This is a genomic window from Nonomuraea sp. NPDC050536 (assembly GCF_044457685.1).
GTDB lineage: Bacteria > Actinomycetota > Actinomycetes > Streptosporangiales > Streptosporangiaceae > Nonomuraea.
Genome location: NZ_JBITHD010000022.1, coordinates 18,110 through 35,325, shown reverse-complemented (window position 1 = coordinate 35,325; position 17,216 = coordinate 18,110). Strand labels below are relative to the sequence as shown.

14 protein-coding genes are annotated in these 17,216 nt (G+C 73.7%); 4 read left to right on the top strand and 10 right to left on the bottom strand.

The window, feature by feature from the left end:
* Positions 1-11 precede the first annotated feature (11 nt).
* On the bottom strand, positions 12-521 hold the full coding sequence (locus ACIBHX_RS42065; protein WP_397073298.1) for a universal stress protein: 510 nt from the start codon (positions 519-521) through the stop codon (positions 12-14).
* 112 nt (positions 522-633) lie between these two features.
* On the opposite strand from ACIBHX_RS42065, the gene ACIBHX_RS42060 reads away from it, so the two are divergent.
* Genes ACIBHX_RS42060 through ACIBHX_RS42050 form a run of 3 tightly spaced genes read left to right on the top strand, consistent with a single transcriptional unit; the run spans position 634 to position 6,675 of the window.
* Entirely contained in the window at positions 634-3,834 is a 3,201-nt protein-coding gene (locus ACIBHX_RS42060) for a BTAD domain-containing putative transcriptional regulator (RefSeq protein ID WP_397073297.1), read from the top strand.
* Positions 3,835-3,869: 35 nt separating this feature from the next.
* Complete coding sequence (locus ACIBHX_RS42055) at positions 3,870-4,031, top strand: hypothetical protein (protein ID WP_397073295.1); 162 nt, start codon at positions 3,870-3,872, stop codon at positions 4,029-4,031.
* A 49-nt stretch (positions 4,032-4,080) separates the two neighbouring features.
* The gene (locus ACIBHX_RS42050; RefSeq protein WP_397073293.1) at positions 4,081-6,675 is read left to right on the top strand and encodes a LuxR C-terminal-related transcriptional regulator; all 2,595 of its coding nucleotides are present in this window, start codon (positions 4,081-4,083) and stop codon (positions 6,673-6,675) included.
* Here ACIBHX_RS42050 and ACIBHX_RS42045 read toward each other — a convergent pair.
* Positions 6,672-7,370, bottom strand: a complete 699-nt coding sequence (locus tag ACIBHX_RS42045; protein ID WP_397073292.1) for a hypothetical protein — start codon at positions 7,368-7,370, stop codon at positions 6,672-6,674. The genes ACIBHX_RS42050 and ACIBHX_RS42045 overlap by 4 nt on opposite strands.
* 122 nt (positions 7,371-7,492) lie before the next feature.
* Between ACIBHX_RS42045 and ACIBHX_RS42040 the strand changes: the two genes are divergently transcribed.
* A complete protein-coding gene (locus ACIBHX_RS42040) occupies positions 7,493-8,881 on the top strand; it encodes an MFS transporter (RefSeq protein WP_397073291.1) in 1,389 nt (462 codons plus the stop codon).
* Positions 8,882-8,904: 23 nt separating this feature from the next.
* Here ACIBHX_RS42040 and ACIBHX_RS42035 read toward each other — a convergent pair whose 3' ends face one another.
* Genes ACIBHX_RS42035 through ACIBHX_RS42000 form a run of 8 tightly spaced genes read right to left on the bottom strand, consistent with a single transcriptional unit; the run spans position 8,905 to position 17,199 of the window.
* Positions 8,905-9,483, bottom strand: coding sequence for a pentapeptide repeat-containing protein (locus ACIBHX_RS42035; protein ID WP_397073289.1), 579 nt, complete (start codon positions 9,481-9,483; stop codon positions 8,905-8,907).
* Positions 9,480-10,493 carry a lysylphosphatidylglycerol synthase domain-containing protein gene (locus tag ACIBHX_RS42030; protein ID WP_397073287.1) on the bottom strand — a complete coding sequence of 338 codons (1,014 nt, stop codon included), beginning with the start codon at positions 10,491-10,493 and terminating at the stop codon, positions 9,480-9,482. Before ACIBHX_RS42030 ends, ACIBHX_RS42035 begins: the two co-directional genes overlap by 4 nt.
* A gap of 5 nt (positions 10,494-10,498) precedes the next feature.
* Positions 10,499-11,116, bottom strand: a complete 618-nt coding sequence (locus ACIBHX_RS42025; protein ID WP_397073286.1) for a class I SAM-dependent methyltransferase — start codon at positions 11,114-11,116, stop codon at positions 10,499-10,501.
* Between the two features lie 4 nt (positions 11,117-11,120).
* Positions 11,121-13,013, bottom strand: coding sequence for a prolyl oligopeptidase family serine peptidase (locus tag ACIBHX_RS42020; protein WP_397073285.1), 1,893 nt, complete (start codon positions 13,011-13,013; stop codon positions 11,121-11,123).
* 44 nt (positions 13,014-13,057) lie between these two features.
* Entirely contained in the window at positions 13,058-13,708 is a 651-nt protein-coding gene (locus ACIBHX_RS42015) for a sensor domain-containing protein (protein ID WP_397073283.1), read from the bottom strand.
* A gap of 10 nt (positions 13,709-13,718) precedes the next feature.
* The gene (locus tag ACIBHX_RS42010) at positions 13,719-16,106 is read right to left on the bottom strand and encodes a glycoside hydrolase family 65 protein (RefSeq protein ID WP_397073282.1); all 2,388 of its coding nucleotides are present in this window, start codon (positions 16,104-16,106) and stop codon (positions 13,719-13,721) included.
* Positions 16,103-16,801 carry a beta-phosphoglucomutase family hydrolase gene (locus tag ACIBHX_RS42005; RefSeq protein ID WP_397073280.1) on the bottom strand — a complete coding sequence of 233 codons (699 nt, stop codon included), beginning with the start codon at positions 16,799-16,801 and terminating at the stop codon, positions 16,103-16,105. Before ACIBHX_RS42005 ends, ACIBHX_RS42010 begins: the two co-directional genes overlap by 4 nt.
* Positions 16,798-17,199, bottom strand: a complete 402-nt coding sequence (locus ACIBHX_RS42000) for a DUF1801 domain-containing protein (protein WP_397073278.1) — start codon at positions 17,197-17,199, stop codon at positions 16,798-16,800. Before ACIBHX_RS42000 ends, ACIBHX_RS42005 begins: the two co-directional genes overlap by 4 nt.
* Positions 17,200-17,216 lie beyond the last annotated feature (17 nt).

Genomic DNA, 17,216 nt, shown 5'->3' with positions numbered 1-17,216 from the left:
CGGCGGCTGGATCAGAAGTGCCAGAAGCGGCGCGTCCGCTCGGCCGATAACTCGGCGTCGTCCGGCGGGGAGGGCTGCTGGACGATGACGACCGTGGTCTTGGCATAACGGGCGCAGTACATGCTGGTCGAGGGCAGGAGCAACCGGCTGAGGAACCCTCGCCTGCTACGGCCCAGCACCAGCAGATCGCCCTCCCTGGCCAGGTCGACCAGGTGGTAGCCGGGATCGCCCACGCGGCCCACGATGGCCGTGGTCAGGTCCCAGGGCACCCCGCCCGACACGTCCTCGAAGGCCGCGGTGACCACCTCGGTGCAGCGGGCTTCCTCCCCCTGCCTGATGGCGTGCTGGACGGGCAGCGCCTCGGGGAAGGGATGGATGGGCGCCCTGCTCACATGAACCGCGACGATGGGCATGTGGCGCAGCCTCGCCGTCCCGATGGCCCAAGCCAGGGCCCAGCGCGAGGCAGGGGTCTCGTCCACCCCGACGACCACCCTCGCTCCGCCGGGCAGGTCTTCATCCACGGCGCCCTCCTTGAAGAGGTACCCGACCATAGTGCTCCTACGGTTCGGTTACCGGGAGGTGGCACTTTGCGAACTCTGGAGTCGCCCGCGGACCGGGGCGTAGCATGCGTGCGTGGAACGAGGGTGGGTGCAACCCCGTCCCGCCCTCGACCGGCGGCTCGACGGGGCACTGACGCACAGGCTCACTACTCTCGTCGCCACGACCGGTTACGGAAAGTCGATAGCGCTGGACGGCTGGAGCCGCGCCGTCGGCGGCGTGCTGCACCGGTTAGGCCCCGCTGATCGCGACCTGCCCACGCTGGCGGGAGCCGTGGCCGCCGCCCTGTCCGACACGGTCCCCGGCCTGCCCTCGGAGCTGGTGGCGGCCGCTGAGTCGCCGCTTGGTCCCGACACCGACGAGCTGGCCAGGGCCGCCGCGCTGGCGGGCGGGCTGGCCGAGGCGCTGTCCGGGCGGCTGCGCCGCGGGCTGGTGCTGGTCTTCGACGGCATCGACGCCATCACCGGCGCGGCCGGGCCGGTGCGGTACGTGGAGACCCTGGTCAGGGCCGCGCCGCGGCACCTGCACCTGGTGACCGCCTCGCGGGCGCCGCTGCCGTTCCCCACCGCGCGGCTGCGCCAGGATCACGAGGTGCTCGACCTGGACGCCACCGACCTGGCGCTGACCGAGGAGGAGACCGCCGCCTGGGCGCGCGAGCGGCTCGGCGACGCTGGATCGGCCGTCGCCGCCACGCTGCACACGGCCTGCGCGGGCTGGCCCGCCGCGGTCCAGGCCGCCATCGACACGCTCAGCAGGACCGACCCGGCGGCCTGGAGTGCCACGGCGGCCGGTCTGGCCGCCACCTCCGCCACGCTGGAGGAGCTGACGCTGTCGGCCTACCGCGACCTGCCCGCGGCCATGCGGGAGCTGCTGCGGGCCGCGACGGTGCTGCCGGTCCTGACCGAGGAGCTGGCCGCCACGCTCGGCGCCCCGCCCGACACGCTGTCCTCGCTGGTCGCGCGCGGCCTGTTCCTGGAGGCCGACCAGGACGGTCACCGGCTCACCAGCACCAGCCGCCACGTTTTGTCCAGGCACGCCCCGCTGGACCGGCACGAGGCGCACGACGTGGCCGCCGTGGCCGCCCGCTGGTACGCCGAGCACGACCAGCCGGAGCTGGCGCTGCGGGCCGCCGTCGCCACCGCCCACACCGACCTGGTGGGATCCCTGCTGGCCGGGCACGGCCCGCGCCTGGCCGAGCGCGGCGACGACCTGGTGGCCGCGCTGGAACTGCTGCCCGGCGCGGTCAGGCGGTCGCCGGCGATGCTGCGCCTGGAGGGCATCGCCGAGCAGAACCGCGGCGACTGGAACCGCGCCCGCGAGCTGCTCGCCGAGGTCGCCGACGGGCCCGCCTTCGACGCGTTCGCCGCCCGCCGCCTGGCCCTCATCGACCACCTGCGCGGCGACCTCAACTCGGCCATGTCCCTGTACCTGCGGGGCATGGAGTACGGCATGCCGCCCGCGGACGCCGCCACGTGCGCGGCGTCGGCGGCCTCGGTGCTCTGGCTGAAGGGTGACAGGGCGGGCTGCGCGGAGCTGGCCGACCGGGCGCTCGAGCAGGCCGGAGCCCTGGGTGACCCGGGCGCGCTGGCGGCGGCCAACACCGTGCTGGCCATGCTGGCGGCGCTCGACGGAGACAGGCGCGCCAACGACGCCCACTACGTCAGGGCGCTGGAGTACGCCGAGCGGGCCGGTGACGTGGTCCAGCTCATCAGGATCCGGGCCAACCGGGCCTCCCGCCACCTGGACGAGGGCGCCTACGAGGAGGCGCTGGCCGAGGTGGAGATCGCCAACCGGCTCGCCGACCTGGTGGCGTTCGCCCCGTACGCGGCGCTGACCGTCTCCAACCGGGCCAAGGCGCTGATCGGGCTGGGCAGGCTGGAGGAGGCCGCGATCGACGCCGCCGACGCGGTGGCCAGGTGGGAGGCGATGGGCTCGCGCTTCGTCGGCTACGGCCTCATCCGGCTGGCCAACGTGCACGCGCTGCGCGGCGACCGGCTGGCCGCGATCGCGATCTACCGGCGGATCATCGCGGACGCGGCCGAGTCCGGCGAGGTCCAGGAGCTGTCGAACGCGCTCAACGAGCTGGCCGGCCTGCTGGCCACCGAGGATCCCGCCGAGGCGTCCAGGGTCGCGGCCCAGGCGCTCAAGCACGCCGAGGGCATCGCCGGGGTGAACGCTCGCCTGATCGCCGCCCGGGTGGCGCTGGCCGCGGGCCGCCGCGACGAGGCGGGCGCCCTGCTGGCCGAGGTCGAGCCGATCGCCGAGCAGCGCCGCCACCACGCGGGCCTGGCCACCGTGGCCGAGCTCAGGGCCGAGCTGGACGGCGATCCGATCAGGGCCGACGAGGCCGTGCGCCGGTGGACGGCGCTGGGCGACCCGATCGGCCAGGCCAGGGCCGAGCTGGTCAGGGGTGCGCTGTCCGATCCGGCGGCCGGGGCCACGGTGGCCGAGGACGTCAGGGCGCGCATGCAGGCCATCGGCTGCCGGACGCTGGACGACCGCATCGACCTGCTGATCAGCAGGGCCGCCCCGGCCTCGGCGGTCAGGGTGAGCGTGGAGACGATGGGAACCTTCCGCGTCCTGCGCGGCTCGACGCCGGTGGCGCGTACCGCCTGGCAGTCGCGCAAGGCCCGCGACCTGCTGAAGATCCTCGTCAGCCGCAGGGGCAGGCCGGTCAGCAGGGAGCGCCTGGTCGAGATCCTCTGGCCGGACCAGCAGGACGAGCCGGTCGGGCTCAAGCGGCTGAACGTGATGGTGTCCACGCTGCGGGCGGTGCTGGATCCCGCGCACACGCGTCCCGCCGACGACATCGTGGTCTCCGACGAGGGCGCGCTGCGCCTGGACCTGTCGCACGTGGACGTCGACGTCGAGCGGTTCCTGGATCTGGTGGGGGCGGCGATCCGGTCGGACCAGGCCGGCCGTACCGGGGAGGCATTGCGGCTGTGGGCCGAGGCTGAGGCCTCCTACGGCGGGGAGTTCTGCGAGGAGGACCCGTACGCGGACTGGGCGGTGGGGCTGCGCGAGCAGGCCCGGCTGGCCTACGTGCAGGCGACCGCCCGGCTGGCGGTGGCGCACCAGGAGAGCGGGAGCCACGACGAGGCGGCCCGATACTGGCTGCGGCTGCTGGAGCGTGACAGGTACGACGAGCGCGCCCATCTCCGGCTGATCCGGGTGCTGGACCTGGCGGGGCGGCGCGGCGACGCCCGCAGGCGCTACCACCTGTACGCGGAGCGCATGCGCGAGCTGGAGGTAGAGCCCGCGCCGTACCCCACCTGAACCAGACCTGAACCGCCGGAGAGAAGGTGGCGGTCATGAGGACCGTCATCGTTCGGCTGGTCGAGCCGGAGCAGTCCGGCGGCCAGCTCCGCGGGCTGCTCGAAGTGGTCGGCGGCGAGCCGGTGCCGTTCAGCGGCAACGAGGCGGTGCTCGACATGCTGCTCCTGGCGGCCGGGCTGACGCGCGAGCCGACCTGAACCTCCCGCGAACCTCTGCCCGCACCATCGGTGTCGAGAGGAGGTCGCGATGAGCGATCAGGGGAGTGGATGGCCGTTCGCCGGCCGTGACGTTCCGCTCGCGGCCGTCAGGGGAGCGCTGGAGTCAGGGCCCGGCGTGATGATCGCGGGCGCGGCGGGGGTCGGCAAGAGCAGGCTGGCGGCGGAAGCGGTGAGGGGGGTGCCCGGCCGCACGCTGGTGCGGGCGCTCGGCACGGAGACCGCGGCGGTGATCCCGTTCGGCGCGTTCGCGCACGTGCTGACCGGCCCGCCGGACAGCGGGGAGAACCCGATGCGGTGGGCGGCGCGCAGCATCGCCGGGCTGGCCGGGCGCGGGAAGCTGCTGGTCAGCGTGGACGACGCGCACCGGCTCGACCCGGCCGCCGCGGCGCTGGTGCACCATCTGGCGGACAGCGGCGCGGCTCAGGTGCTGGTGACCGTACGGTCGGGCGAGCCGCTGCCGGCGCCGATCGCCGCGCTGTGGAAGGACGAGTTACTGGAGCGGATCGAGCTGGCGCCGCTGACCCGCGACGAGGTCGGGCTGGTGCTGGCCGCGGCGCTGGACGGGGAGGTGACGGCCGAGACCGTCCGCCATCTGGCCAGGGTCAGCGAGGGCAACGTGCTGTACCTGCGCGAGATCGTGCACGCCGGCCGTACCGCGGGCAGCCTGAGCCAGGTGGACGGGCGCTGGTGCTGGCGCGGCGAGCTGTCGGTGACCACCCGCCTGCGCGAGCTGGTCGGCGACCGGATCGGCCACCTGGACCAGGACGAGCGCGAGGTGCTCGAGCTGGTGGCGTTCGGCGAGCCGGTGGGCACCGAGCTGCTGGTCTCGCTCACCTCGGGCGACGCGGTGGAGCGGGTGGAGGATCGCGGGCTGATCGTGACCGTGGCCGACGCGGGGCGCGAGCACGTGCGGCTGGGCCACCCGCTGTACGGGGAGGTCGTGCGGGACGGCTGCGGCACGCTGCGCACCCGCCGGCGGCTGCGGATGCTGGCCGAGGCGCTGGAGGACACGGGGCTGCGCAGGCGCGAGGACGTGCTGCGGGCGGCGGTGTGGCGGCTGGACAGCGGCTCGGTCGCCGCGCCCGAGATGCTGCTGTCCGCCGCGAACCTGGCCTGGGCCAGGCAGGATCCGCGACTGGCCGCCCGGCTGGGCAAGGCCGCGCAGGAGGCGGGGGCAGGCGTGGCGGCGGTGGCGCTGGTCAGCGAGGTGCTGACGGTGCTGGGCGACGGCGACGAGGCGCTCACGGCGCTCCGGCAGGCGGCGCGCAACGCGGTCACCGAGGACGAGCGCGCCCAGCACGCTCTGAGCGTGGGCGTCGCGCTGGCCTGGGCCGGGTCGGACGCCGAGGCCTGCCGGGCGCTCGAGGTAGCGGCGGGGACGCTGACCGATCCTGCCTGGCAGCAGGAGGTGTACATCTACCGCGGCGCGGTGGACGTCTTCTTCGGGCGGCTGAGCGGGGCGGCGCGCTGGCTGGCCAGGGCCAGGAACTGCGGTCCGATGACCGTCAGGGGCACGGCGCACGCCGCCTCGATGGAGGCCTGGATCGCCGCGTACGCGGGCAGGACCGTCCGCAGCCTCGCGGTCGCCGAGGACGTACTGGCCGGCGTGGACGAGTGGCGGGACGAGGCGCCGCACGCGCTGCCCACGCTGCTGGACGCCCAGTGCGCGGCGCAGGTGTTCGCGGGCCGGCTCGAGGGGGCGGCGCGCACCGCCGAGGAGGGCATGGAGCTGGCCGCCAGCGAGCTGTCGGTCTCCGGGTTCGGCGCCTACCGCGCGATGGTCAGCCGGCTGCGTGGGCAGGCGGACGGGGCGATGCGCTGGGCCAGGGAGGACGCGGGGCGGTTGCCCGCCCGCACGCCGTACCTGGGACGGTGTCTGGCCGAGCTGGCGCACGCGTGCGCGCTGCTCGGGCGTACGGACGAGGCGCGCGCGGCGCTGGCGGAGGCCGAGCGGCTGGCGGCCAGGTGGTCGTTCACCCGCCAGCCGGTGCTGCAGGCCGGGATCTGGCTGGCGGCGGCCGCGGGCGATCTGGACGCGGCCATCAGCGAGGCGATCGCCGCGGCCGACCTGGCCGAGAAGCACGAGCAGCTGGGCTGGCTGATGTTCGCGCTGCACGATCTGGTGCGGCTGGGCGCGGCGCCGTTGGCGGCCGACCGGCTCGGCGACCTGGCCGAGCGGCTTGACGGGCAGCTGGTCCGGCCGATGGCCGCGCACGCCCGCGCCGCCGAGCTGGCCGATCCGGCAGGGCTGCGCGCGGCGGCCCTGGAGTTCGAGCGGCTGGGGCTGGTGCTGTACGCGGCCGAGGCCACCGCGCAGGAAGCGTCCGCCTACCTGGCCACCGGGCGAGGTTCGCTGGCCAGGGGGGCGCAGACCAGGGCGTGGGCGCTGGCCAGGCGCTGCCGCGGCGTCACCACGCCGGCGCTGGTCGAGCTGGCCACGCCCGAGCTGACGCCGCGCCAGCGGGAGATCGTGCAGCTGGCGGCGGCCGGGCTGACGAACCGGCAGATCGCCGACCAGCTCACCGTCTCGACCCGGACGGCCGCCAACCACCTGCAGGCGGTCTACGACAAGCTCGGCGTCAACGACCGCACGGAGGTGGGCCGCCTGCTGACCTCCCTTTAGGCCAGCTTCAGCAGGCCGTCGAACAGGAGCTCGCGTTCCTGGTCCGTGAAGGTCTCGTAGGGCTGCGCGGCGCGCCGGTTGGTCTCGTCCTCGACGCGCTCGCGCAGCGGGCCGCCGCGCAGCGTGACGATGTCGCGCGCCGTCAGGCCGGCCTCCTGCCAGCTCAGTGCGTGGGCGTCGGCCCGGTGGTAGCGCAGGGCCGCCAGGCGGTTGAACAGCAGCAGTCCGGGCGGCGCCCCGTCCGGCTCGTACGGCGGGGCCATCGCCTCGAGCGCGCCGCCCCGGGGCCGCTGTGACCTGGCCAGCACCCGGTCCACCAGGTCGGCCAGCGGGCGCACGTCCTGTCCCGCCCAGATCCGCCGCGTGGCGGCGGCGTGCAGGTCGTAGAGGGCGTCGATGAACACGATCGTCCTGCCGGTCGCCCGCAGCGCGCCGCCGTCCTCGGCCAGCGTGCCCTGCTTCAGATGGTCGGCGATCTCGGCGTCCAGCTCGGCGGGCTCGGTGTAGCGGTAGACGGCGGCCAGCGTCTGGCGGGTGAGCGGGTGCATCGGCAGTGCGATGCGCAGGTCGATGAGGATTCCGGGGGTGATGCCGTGGGCCCTGGCGAGCTCGGCGCCCGCCGCGCGGGACGCGGCGTGCACGTGGACGTGAACCGCGTCGATCACCGGGGCGATTTGTGCCGCATATTTCCGCATTGGGGGTCATTATGCGCGATCCGCAGCGAATCCGCAGTGAACGATAACCGCCCGGGGTCAACCTCTGGGTGCGCGGCGGTGTTCTCTCACCCGCTCGTGCACTCGCGTCCCTGGAGGCTCCCTTGTCATCGCGTTGGCTGGCGCTGCCGATCGTGCTGGTCGCGGTCTTCATGACCACCCTGGACTTCTTCGTGGCGAATGTGGCGATCCCCTCGATCAGGGCCGGCCTGGGGTCGAGCGCCGCGACTGGCCAGCTCGTCATCGCCGGTTACGGGCTGGCGTACGCGGCGGGCCTGATCGTCTCGGGCCGGCTGGGTGACCTGTACGGCTCGCGCCGCGTGTTCGCCGCCGGGCTGGCGCTGTTCACCGCGGCCTCGGCCGCCTGCGGGCTGGCCCCGGCGGCGGGTCCGCTGGTGCTGGCCCGGGTGGCGCAGGGTGTGGCGGCGGCGCTGCTCGCGCCGCAGGTGCTGACCCTGATCGGCGAGCTGTACCCGGGTCGCGACCGGGCCAGGGCCTTCGGCTGGTACGGCACGGCCGTCGGGCTGGCCGGGGTGAGCGGTCAGGTGATCGGCGGGTTCCTGGTGGCGGTGTCGCCGGCGGGGCTGGGCTGGCGTACCTGTTTCCTGGTCAACCTGCCCGTGGGCGTGGCCGCGCTGGTGCTGCTCCCCCGGCTGGTCCCGCGGCTGCAGCCGGTCCTGGTCGGCAAGGGGGTGGCCACCGCCTCGGGCTCGGTGAAGGAGGTGGATCTCGGCGGGGCGCTGCTGGTGGCGGGCGGGCTGGTGGCCGTGGTGCTGCCGCTGGCGCTCGGGCGTGAGCAGGGCTGGCCGTGGTGGAGCTGGCTGAGCCTGGGCCTGGCCGGGCCCGTGCTGCTGGCCTTCGCCCGGCGGCAGCGGCGGCTCGTGGCGGCGGGGCGGCCTCCGCTGCTGGATCTCGGCGTGTTCGGCGAGCGGGGATTCGCGCGCGGGCTGCTGGCGATCGCCCTGCTGTTCGGCGGGTCGGCGGGGCTGTCGTTCGTGCTGGCCCTGTACCTGCAGGACGGGCTGGGCATGTCGCCGCTGCGGGCGGGCGCGGTGGCGGTGGCGCTCAACGTGGGTTTCTTCGCCGCCTCCACGCGCTCGGCGCGGATGGCCGCCCGTCTCGGCCGCGGGCTGCCGGTGGCCGGGACCGTGGTGTTGCTGGGCGGGCTCGCGCTGCTCTACCAGGCGGTCGACGCCGCGGCCGGGCCGTACCCGCTGGTGGGGGCGCTGCTGGTGACGGGGGCGGGGATGGGTTTGCTGATGTCGCCGCTGGTGTCGGCGGCGCTGTCGGGGGTGCGGGCGGAGCTGGCCGGGGCGGCGGCCGGGGTGCTGGGGACGGTGCAGGAGATGGGCGGGGTGCTGGGCGGGACGCTGGCCGGCACGGTGTTCCTCGGCGCGCTGGGCGAGGGGTGGGCCGGCGCGGCCAGGGCGGGGTTGGCGGTGCTGATCGGCTACGCCCTGGTTCTCCTGCTGCTGGTCCTGCGCAGGACCTGACCGCCGCTGTGCCCGGACCCCAGTCAGCGGGCGCGCACGTCCAGACCGAGGGCGCGGGCCAGGGTGACGGCCTGCGCCTGGTCGACGATGGCCTTCTTCAGCTCGGCGGTACGCGGGTCGAGGGCCGACAGGTCGCTGCCGCGCAGGTCGCAGCCCGTCAGGTCGGCCCGGTCCAGCGTGGCGCCGGACAGGTCGACGTCGCGGATGGTGGCGCCGGCGCAGCGCGCGCCGCCCAGGTCGGCCTCGCGCATGCGGACGCCGGTGAACGAGGCGCGGCGCAGGTCGGCCCCCGCCAGTACGGCGAAGGACCAGTCGCCGCCCTCGACCTTCATCAGGTCGTAGGTGCACCCGTCGAACCTGCTGCCGACCAGCTTGCAACTGGTGAAGGTGGCGTCGAAGAAGGAGCAGCCGACGAACGTGCAGTTGGAGAAGGCGGCGTCGACGTGCTCGGAGACGTTGAAGCGCACGTCGCGGAAGGTGCAGTCGGTGAACACGGCGCCCCTGCCGTGCGCCTCGGTCATGTCCACGTCGACGAACACGACGCCCTCATGGTGCTCGCCGGTGAGATCGCGCGAGTCCCAGTCCTGCGAGCTGACGGTCATGCGGCGTCCGTTCTGCGAGCAGTGAACGACCAGGTGGTCCAGGCCAGCCAGCCTACCGGGATCTCGATCAGGTGTGCGAAGAACCAGAACAGCAGCACGGACGCGGTGGCGGCGGCAGGTGCCACGCCGAACCCGATCAGCGCCAGCACGGTGGCCGACTCGCTGATCCCCGACCCGCCAGGAGTGATCACCGCCGTGGTGAGCACCCGGTTGATGGCGAAGGCCGCGATGGCCTCGGGGATCGCGATCCGGCTGCCGGTGGCGTGCAGGCAGCCCACGAACAGCACGCCCTGCAGCCCCATGTAGGCCACCATGCCGAGCGTGAGCCGCGGCCAGTGGCTGCGGGCGATGTCGATGATGGAGTGCCGCAGGTCGAGCAGCATCTGCCGCAGTTGCGGCTTGCGCTTGAGGGGCAGCAGCCCGGCGACCCGGTCCAGCCCGCGGCCGAGCAGGTCGGCGAAGGCCTCCTTGTAGAGCGCGGCCGACAGCGCCGCCGCGATCCCGACCAGGAGCGCTCCCCCGGTCCCCGCGGCGAGCGCCAGCCGGTGGTCGGGCACCCGTCCCGCGCCCAGCAGGCAGGCCAGCCCCACCGCCGGCAGCAGGAACCGGGTGAGCATGTTCCACACCCCGGTCACCACGGTCGAGACCACGACCGGCTGCCGCTTGAACCCCCAGGTGGCCGTCATCGCGAAGGTCATCGCCACGCCCACGGCCCCGCCGAACGGCAGCACGTTGCTGACCCCGCTGCCCACGCAGTTGATCAGCAGCGCCCGCCGCTTGCTCAGCCCCGGCAGCGACCCGCTCAGCACGAAGGTGTAGGCCGCCAGCCCGGCCACCCATAACGCGGCCAGCGTCGCCATCGTGCCCCAGCCGACCTGGGCCAGCCGCCCGTACAGTTGCCCCCAGGTGATCCCGGCGATACGCGGCAGGAACGAGATCAATAACGCCGCGAGTGCCAGCGAGATCACTGACAGGACGATCCTGCGCCCTGCCTTGGCTTCGATCGCCATCCCCGTCAGCCGGCCGGCCGGTTCGCGCGGACGTAGTACAGCAGCGGCGGCAGGTCCGCATCGTCCTTGACCTGGAAGCCCGCCTGCGGCACCAGCTCGCCCAGCATCTCGCGCGGGTCGTGCTGGTGCCTGGGCCCGGTCACCAGCCGCAGCAGCCTGGCCGCCAGCGGGTTTCCCGGCAGCCTGGTCTCCGCGATCAGCAGCTTGCCGCCCGGCCGCAACACCCTGAACATCTCCCGTACGGCGGCGCCGCGCGCCCCCGGGGGTACGTGGTGCACGGCCAGCGTGGAGACCACCAGGTCGAAGGAGCCGTCGGCGAACTCCAGCGCCTGCGCCTCCCCGACCACGTAGTCGCAGTTGTCCGGCGCCCGCCCGCGAGCGTGCTCGATCATGCCGGGCGACGGGTCGAGCCCGGTCACCCGCCCCGACGGTCCCACGACCGGCGACAGCACCCGGGTCAGGTAGCCCGTTCCGCACCCCACGTCGAGGACCCGATCCCCGGGCCTGACCCCCGACCGGGCGGCCAGCCGGGTGAACGCCTCCCTCCTGCGGCCGAGGAAGCCGATCGTGGCGAAAGCGCCGTATGCCCGGGGATGGTGGATGGCCCCGTCGTGTTTACCCATGGGTTCATTGTCGGCCAGTGAGCCCCAGCGCGCGTCGCAGGAAGTCGAGCTGGTGCGCCAGCAGGTGCTCCTGCGAGGCCCGGTGCCCCGCCCCGGCCAGCGGCAGCACCTCGTGCGGCCGCCCCGCGGCCAGCAGCGCGGCCGAGAAGCGCACCGTGTGGGCGGCGACCACGTTGTCGTCGGCCAGCCCGTGGATCAGCAGCAGCGGCCTGGTCAGGTCGGCGGCCTCCAGGAGGGGCGAGCTGCGGTCGTAGGCCTCTGGGTTCCGCGCGGGGTGGCCCAGGTGCCGCTCGCGGAAGTGGGTGTCGTACAGGCGCTGGTCGGTGACGGGCGCCCCGGCGATCGCGGCGTGGAAGACGTCGGGCCGCCGCAGCACCGCCATCGCGGCCAGGAAGCCGCCGAACGACCAGCCGCGGATGGCCACCCTGGTCAGGTCGAGCGCGGGATGGTCGTAGGCGTGCAGGGCCTCCACCTGGTCGGCCAGTACCGGGCCCGCCAGGTCTCCCACGATCTCCCGCTCCCAGGCGGGGCCGCGGCCCGGCGTGCCCCTGCCGTCCACGGCCAGCACCGCGAAGCCGTGCTCGGCGAACCACTGCGAGACGTAGGCCCACCACGCCGGTTCGGCGGTGACCTTGCGCAAGGCGGGCCCGCCGTACGGGTCCATCAGGACGGGCAGCGGGCCGTCGGCCGGGCGGTGCCAGGAGGGCAGGAACAGCGCGGTGCGCAGCGCGCGTGGGCCGCAGGACCGCAGCTCCATACGCAGGTCGAGGGCGGGGCGTTCGGCGTGCGAGGCGAGCTCCACGCCGGTGCCCAGGACGCGGCGGCCCAGGACCGTGGTGCCGCCGCGCCGGGTGCCGGTGTGCGTGCCCGGCTCGTCGCTCAGCCGCCGCGGCTCGCCGTCGTAGACCCACAGGTGGGTCTCTGTGGGCTCGTCCGAAGCGGTGAAGAGCACGGACTCGCCGTCGACGGCCACGACCTCGTCCAACTGGAGCCCGGGCGGGGTGACGGGCTTGCCGTCGGCCAGCAGGCGGCGGGTGTCGTCGAGGTCGGCGCTGGTGAACAGGACGCCTGCCGTACTGCGGGCAGGCAGGCCGGGGACCAGCCGCACCCAGTGCTCGTCGTGCTGTTCGGCGAGCACCTCGGTGGCGCCGGTGCCGGGATCGACGGCCAGGACCTGAACGTGGCGCTGGTCGCGGCTCTGCACGGCCACGTAGGGGCCGTGCGCGTCCCAGCCCGCGGCGGTGAGGTACTCCATGCCGCGCAGGTCCACAGCTGTGCGTCCCCCGTCGAGCCCGGTTATCCACAGGCTGACCTCGGCGTTGGGGGTTCCCGCCGACGGGTAGCGGATGACCCGCGGCTCCCGGGCGGGGTCGGCCGGGTCGGCGATGTGCCACCGCTGCACGGGCGTGTTGTCCGCCCGCGCGACCAGCAGCGCCTGCCCGTCGGGAGCCCACCAGTAGCCGCGCGTGCGCCCGATGGAGGCCGCGGCCACGTATTCGGGGAGCCCGTAGGTCACCTCTGGCCCTTCGGGTACGGCGAGCGGCCGCCCGTCCACGTGCAGCGCGCCGTCGCGCACGTAGGCGATGCGGCGTCCGGTGGGGTCGGGCCGGGGATCGGTCACCGGCCCGTCCACGGGGATGTCGCGGACCAGACCGTCGCCGGGGCGGACCGTCCACAGGCGGCCGCCGGCGGTGCAGACGAGCACCTGGCAGGCCTCGTCGGCGGCGTAGGAGTCGACCTCGCGGTCGGTCACGAGGCGTTCGCGGCCGGCGGTCATGCTCCACAGGCGGCCGGAACGCAGGAAGAAGAGCGTGCGGCCGTCGGGAGAGATCGTGATCTGGCTGGGGGCGCCGAGCGTGAAGCGGCGCGTCCTGTCGAGCTGCGCGGGAATGGTCATGAACGCACAATGGCCGCCCCCGGAGGAGCGGCCCTATCGATCAATTATACCGCGGGGATCATCCCAGACCGGACGGGGTAGACCGCCCGCGTGAGCATCGCCTGGGAGATGCCGGCCTTGCACAGTGCGGCGACCCGCACGACCGGGACCAGCGTCAGGGCGAAGCCCACCCCCACCAGGGTGTTGAAGGTGATGAACATGGACTCGGTGTGAGCCAGGCCGAGCAGCGCGGGCAGCCCGCCGTCGATCATTCCGGGGATCTTGGCGAGGATCCATCCGTAGACCGGGAAGGTCAGCCCGGCGATCGCGCCGGCCCACCACACCACGGTCACCACGAAGGAGGCCACGGCGAACGGGAAGATCACGATCGCGTGCAGCAGGTCGGCCCAGACCTGGCCGGAGGCCAGCGGGTTCACCGCCCGGCGCAGCCACCCGGCGCCCGCGGGGGCCTCCGGGTACTCGGGCCGGGCCAGCGGGCGGCCGACCACCTCGGGCAGCATGGCCCGCTCCAGGTCGGCGAAGTTGCGGGCGACCAGCGCGGTGGCCGCCAGGATCAGCAGGCCGACGAATACGACCAGGCTGCCGAGCCCGGCCGATACACCGGCGACGACCAGCGTGAAAGCGATCACGGAGACCGGGAAGCCGGCCATGACGTAGCGCGTGTCGGTGGCGATTCGGTGCCGGAGGGTTTCCATGACTGAAACGCTACGAGCGCCCGCTCTCCTGATCGACCCTGCTCCCCGGCGTCTCGGGGGTAGGGATATCCCTACCCAGCGGCGGCTCCCTGCCCGGCGGCTGCTCCGGCGTCGGGCCCGGGTCCGGCAGCGGCGGCAGCGGCCGGTGCACCGGCTCCTTGCCCAGCTCCACATCCTCGCTGTAGTGCGTGACGTGCAGCGGGTCGCCCTCCATGAGCTCGTAGGTCGCGGCGGCGTGCGTCACCGTGACCCGCAGCCTGCGACCGCGGTAGGCCAGCCGGAAAGTGAGCCTGGACAGGGTGTCGGGCAGGCGCGGCGCGAAGCACAGCACGCTGTCGAGCAACCGCATCCCGCCGAAGCCCTCCACCAGCGCGATCCACGCCCCGGCCAGCGCCGCCAGGTGGAGCCCGTCACGGGTGTTGTGCTCCAGGTCGTCCAGGTCCATCAGGGCGGCCTCGCACAGGTAGGCGTGGGCCAGGGCCAGGTGGCCCACCTCGGCCGCGAGCACCGCCTGGGTGCAGGCCGACAGCGAGGAGTCGCGGACCGTCAGCCGCTCGTAGTAGGCGAAGTTGCGGGCCTTCTGCTCCGGGGTGAACGCCTCGCCGACCAGGTGCATGGCCAGCACCAGATCGGCCTGCTTGACCACCTGCCGCCGGTACAGGTCGAAGTAGGGGTAGTGCAGCAACAGCGGGTAGCGGTTGTTCTTGGCGAAGTCCCACTCGGCGTGTGCGGTGAAGCCCTCCGCCTGCGGGTGCACGCGCAGCTGCCGGTCGTAGGGGATCGTCATCGCCTCCGCCGCGTCCCGCCAGGAGGCGGCCTCCTCGTCGTTCACCTCGTGGTGGCCGGGGTAGCGAGCCACCGCGTCGGCCGCGGCCGCGAGGTTACGGCGGGCCATCAGGTTGGTGTAGACGTTGTTGTCGGCCACCGCGCTGTACTCGTCGGGGCCGGTCACGCCGTCGATGCGGAAGGCGCCGCTCTTGTCGTGGTGGCCCAGCGACCGCCACAGCCGGGCGGTCTCCACCAGCAGCTCCAGCCCCGTGCCCGCCTCGAACTCGGTGTCACCGGTGGCCCGCACGTACCGGATCACCGCGCCGGCGATGTCGGCGTTCAGGTGGAAGGCGGCGGTGCCGGCGGGCCAGTAGCCGGAGCACTCCATCCCGTGGATGGTGCGCCACGGGAACGCCGCGCCCTGCAGGCCGAGCTGCCTGGCCCGCTCCTGCGCGATCGGCATCGTGTGCCGCCGCCACTGCAGCGCCGAGGCGACCGTCTTGGGCGCGGTGTGCATGAGTACCGGCAGCACGAACGCCTCGGTGTCCCAGAAGACGTGCCCGTCGTAGCCGGAGCCGGTCAACCCCTTGGCCGGGATCGGCCGGTGCTCGGCCCTGGCCGAGGCCTGCAGGATGTGGAAGAGCCCGAAGCGGACCGCCTGCTGCAGCGCCACGTCGCCGTCGATCTCGACGTCGGCGCGGGACCAGAAGTCGTCCATGGCTTGTCGCTGGCCCGCGGCCAGTCCCTCCCAGCCCGACAGCTCGGCGGCGGTCAGCGCGGCGCTCACCTGGTCGCGCAGCGCCGGCACCGAGCGCGACCTGGACCAGCCGTACCCCACCAGCTTCACCAGCTGCAGCCGCTCCCCCGGCTCGAGCCTGGCCGCGGCCGTGTACCGGGCCAGGTCCGCGGAGCTGACCAGCTCGGTGTGCATCCGCTCGGGCCCGTCGACCAGGTTCGTCATCGCCGCGGCCACGCGCAGGCGGCTGCGGCGGACGCTGTGCACCAGGGCCGCCTTGCCCGCCCCGGTCGCGTGGTACTCCGCCTCCAGCGGCGCGGCCAGCGCCGCGGCGGCCCGCGGATCGTCCTCCTCGGTGGGCACGGTCTCGTTCGCGACCAGCTCCGACTGCACGACCACCAGCACCGGCTCGTCGACCGGCGCCACCTCGTAGCGGATGGCGACCACGGCGCGCTGCTCCAACGACACCAGCCGGGTCGAGGTGACCCGCACCCGCCTGCCGGCGGGCGAGGTCCAGTCCAGGTGCCGGGTGAGCGTGCCCGCCCGCAGATCCAGGATCCGCTCGTGCGCCTCGACCGTGCCGTAGCGCATGTCCAGCGGCTCGTCGTCGACCAGGAGCCGGATGAGCTTGCCGTTGGTGATGTTGACGACCGTGTCGTCGGTCTCCGGGTAGCCGTAGCCGCCCTCGGCGTACGGCAGCGGGCGCGTCTCGTACACGCCGTTGAGGTAGGTGCCCGGCAGGCCGTACGGCTCGCCCTCGTCGAGGTTGCCGCGCAGCCCGATGTGCCCGTTGGACAGGGCGAACACGGACTCGCTCTGCGCCAGGCGGTCCAGGTCGACCGAGGTCTCCCTGACCTGCCACGGCTCGGCCGGATAGGCGGGATGCTCGATCACGACGGCTCCAGCAGTTCGCTCAGGTCCTTGACCACCAGGTGGGCGCCGTGCTCGCGCAGCTCGGCCGCCTGGCCCACCCGGTCGACGCCGACCACCGGGTGGAACCCGCCCGCGCGCCCCGCGGCCACGCCCGCCTGCGCGTCCTCGAACACCGCGGCAGCGCCCGGCTCGACGCCGAGGTCGTGGGCGGCGGCCAGGTAGGTGTCGGGCGCCGGTTTGCCCGCCAGGCCGCGCTGCTTGGTCACGATGCCGTCGATCACCACGTGGAACAGGTCGTCGATGCCGGCCGCGGCCAGCACCTGGTGGGTGTTGGCGCTGGCGGAGACCACGGCAGTCTTCAGCCCTGCGGCGGTCGCCGCCCGCACGTAGGCCACCGAGCCGTCGAAGACCTTGACGCCCAGCTCCGCGATCTTGTCCTGGACGAGCGCGTTCTTCCTGTCGCTCAACCGCCTGATCGTGGCCTCGTCCACCACGATCCCGCGCGAGGCCAGGAAGGAGCGGGTGCCGTCCTCGCGCGGCTTGCCGTCCACGTAGTCGTCGTAGTCGCGATGGATGTCGAACGGCTCCCGGTCGGCTCCCAGGAACTCGTCGAACATCTGCTTCCATGCCGCGGCGTGCACCGAGGCGGTGTCGGTGAGCACGCCGTCCATGTCGAAGAGGCACGCGCGCGTGCCGTCGGGAAGTCCCAGCTTCACATCTGCGTCCTACCCTTCAGCTTGCGCCATCCACCTGCCCGGTTGTTGGCGATGATCTGCTGGAACATCGCCTTCAGCGCCCTGGCGTTGATCGTCTCGCCCTCCTTGAAGGCGACCGTACGGGCGGTCTTGTTGCCGTGCCCGGCCGTGATGATGCCCTCCGGGTCGGACACGATCGCGCCGTCGTACACGAAGACGTTGACGTGGTCCTTGGCGGCCAGCAGGGCGCAGATGTTGCCGTCGAGCACGAAGTACGGCTGGCGGGTGCGCTTGACGGTCTCCTCAACCTCCGGGTCGGCGGCGTGGACCAGATCGCGTACCTCCTGGCAGATGGCCTGCTGCCAGTCGGGCAACGCGTCGATGTAGGCGTCGACGCGCGGGTCGCGGGTGTAGCTCATGGTGTCCTCCATCCCCT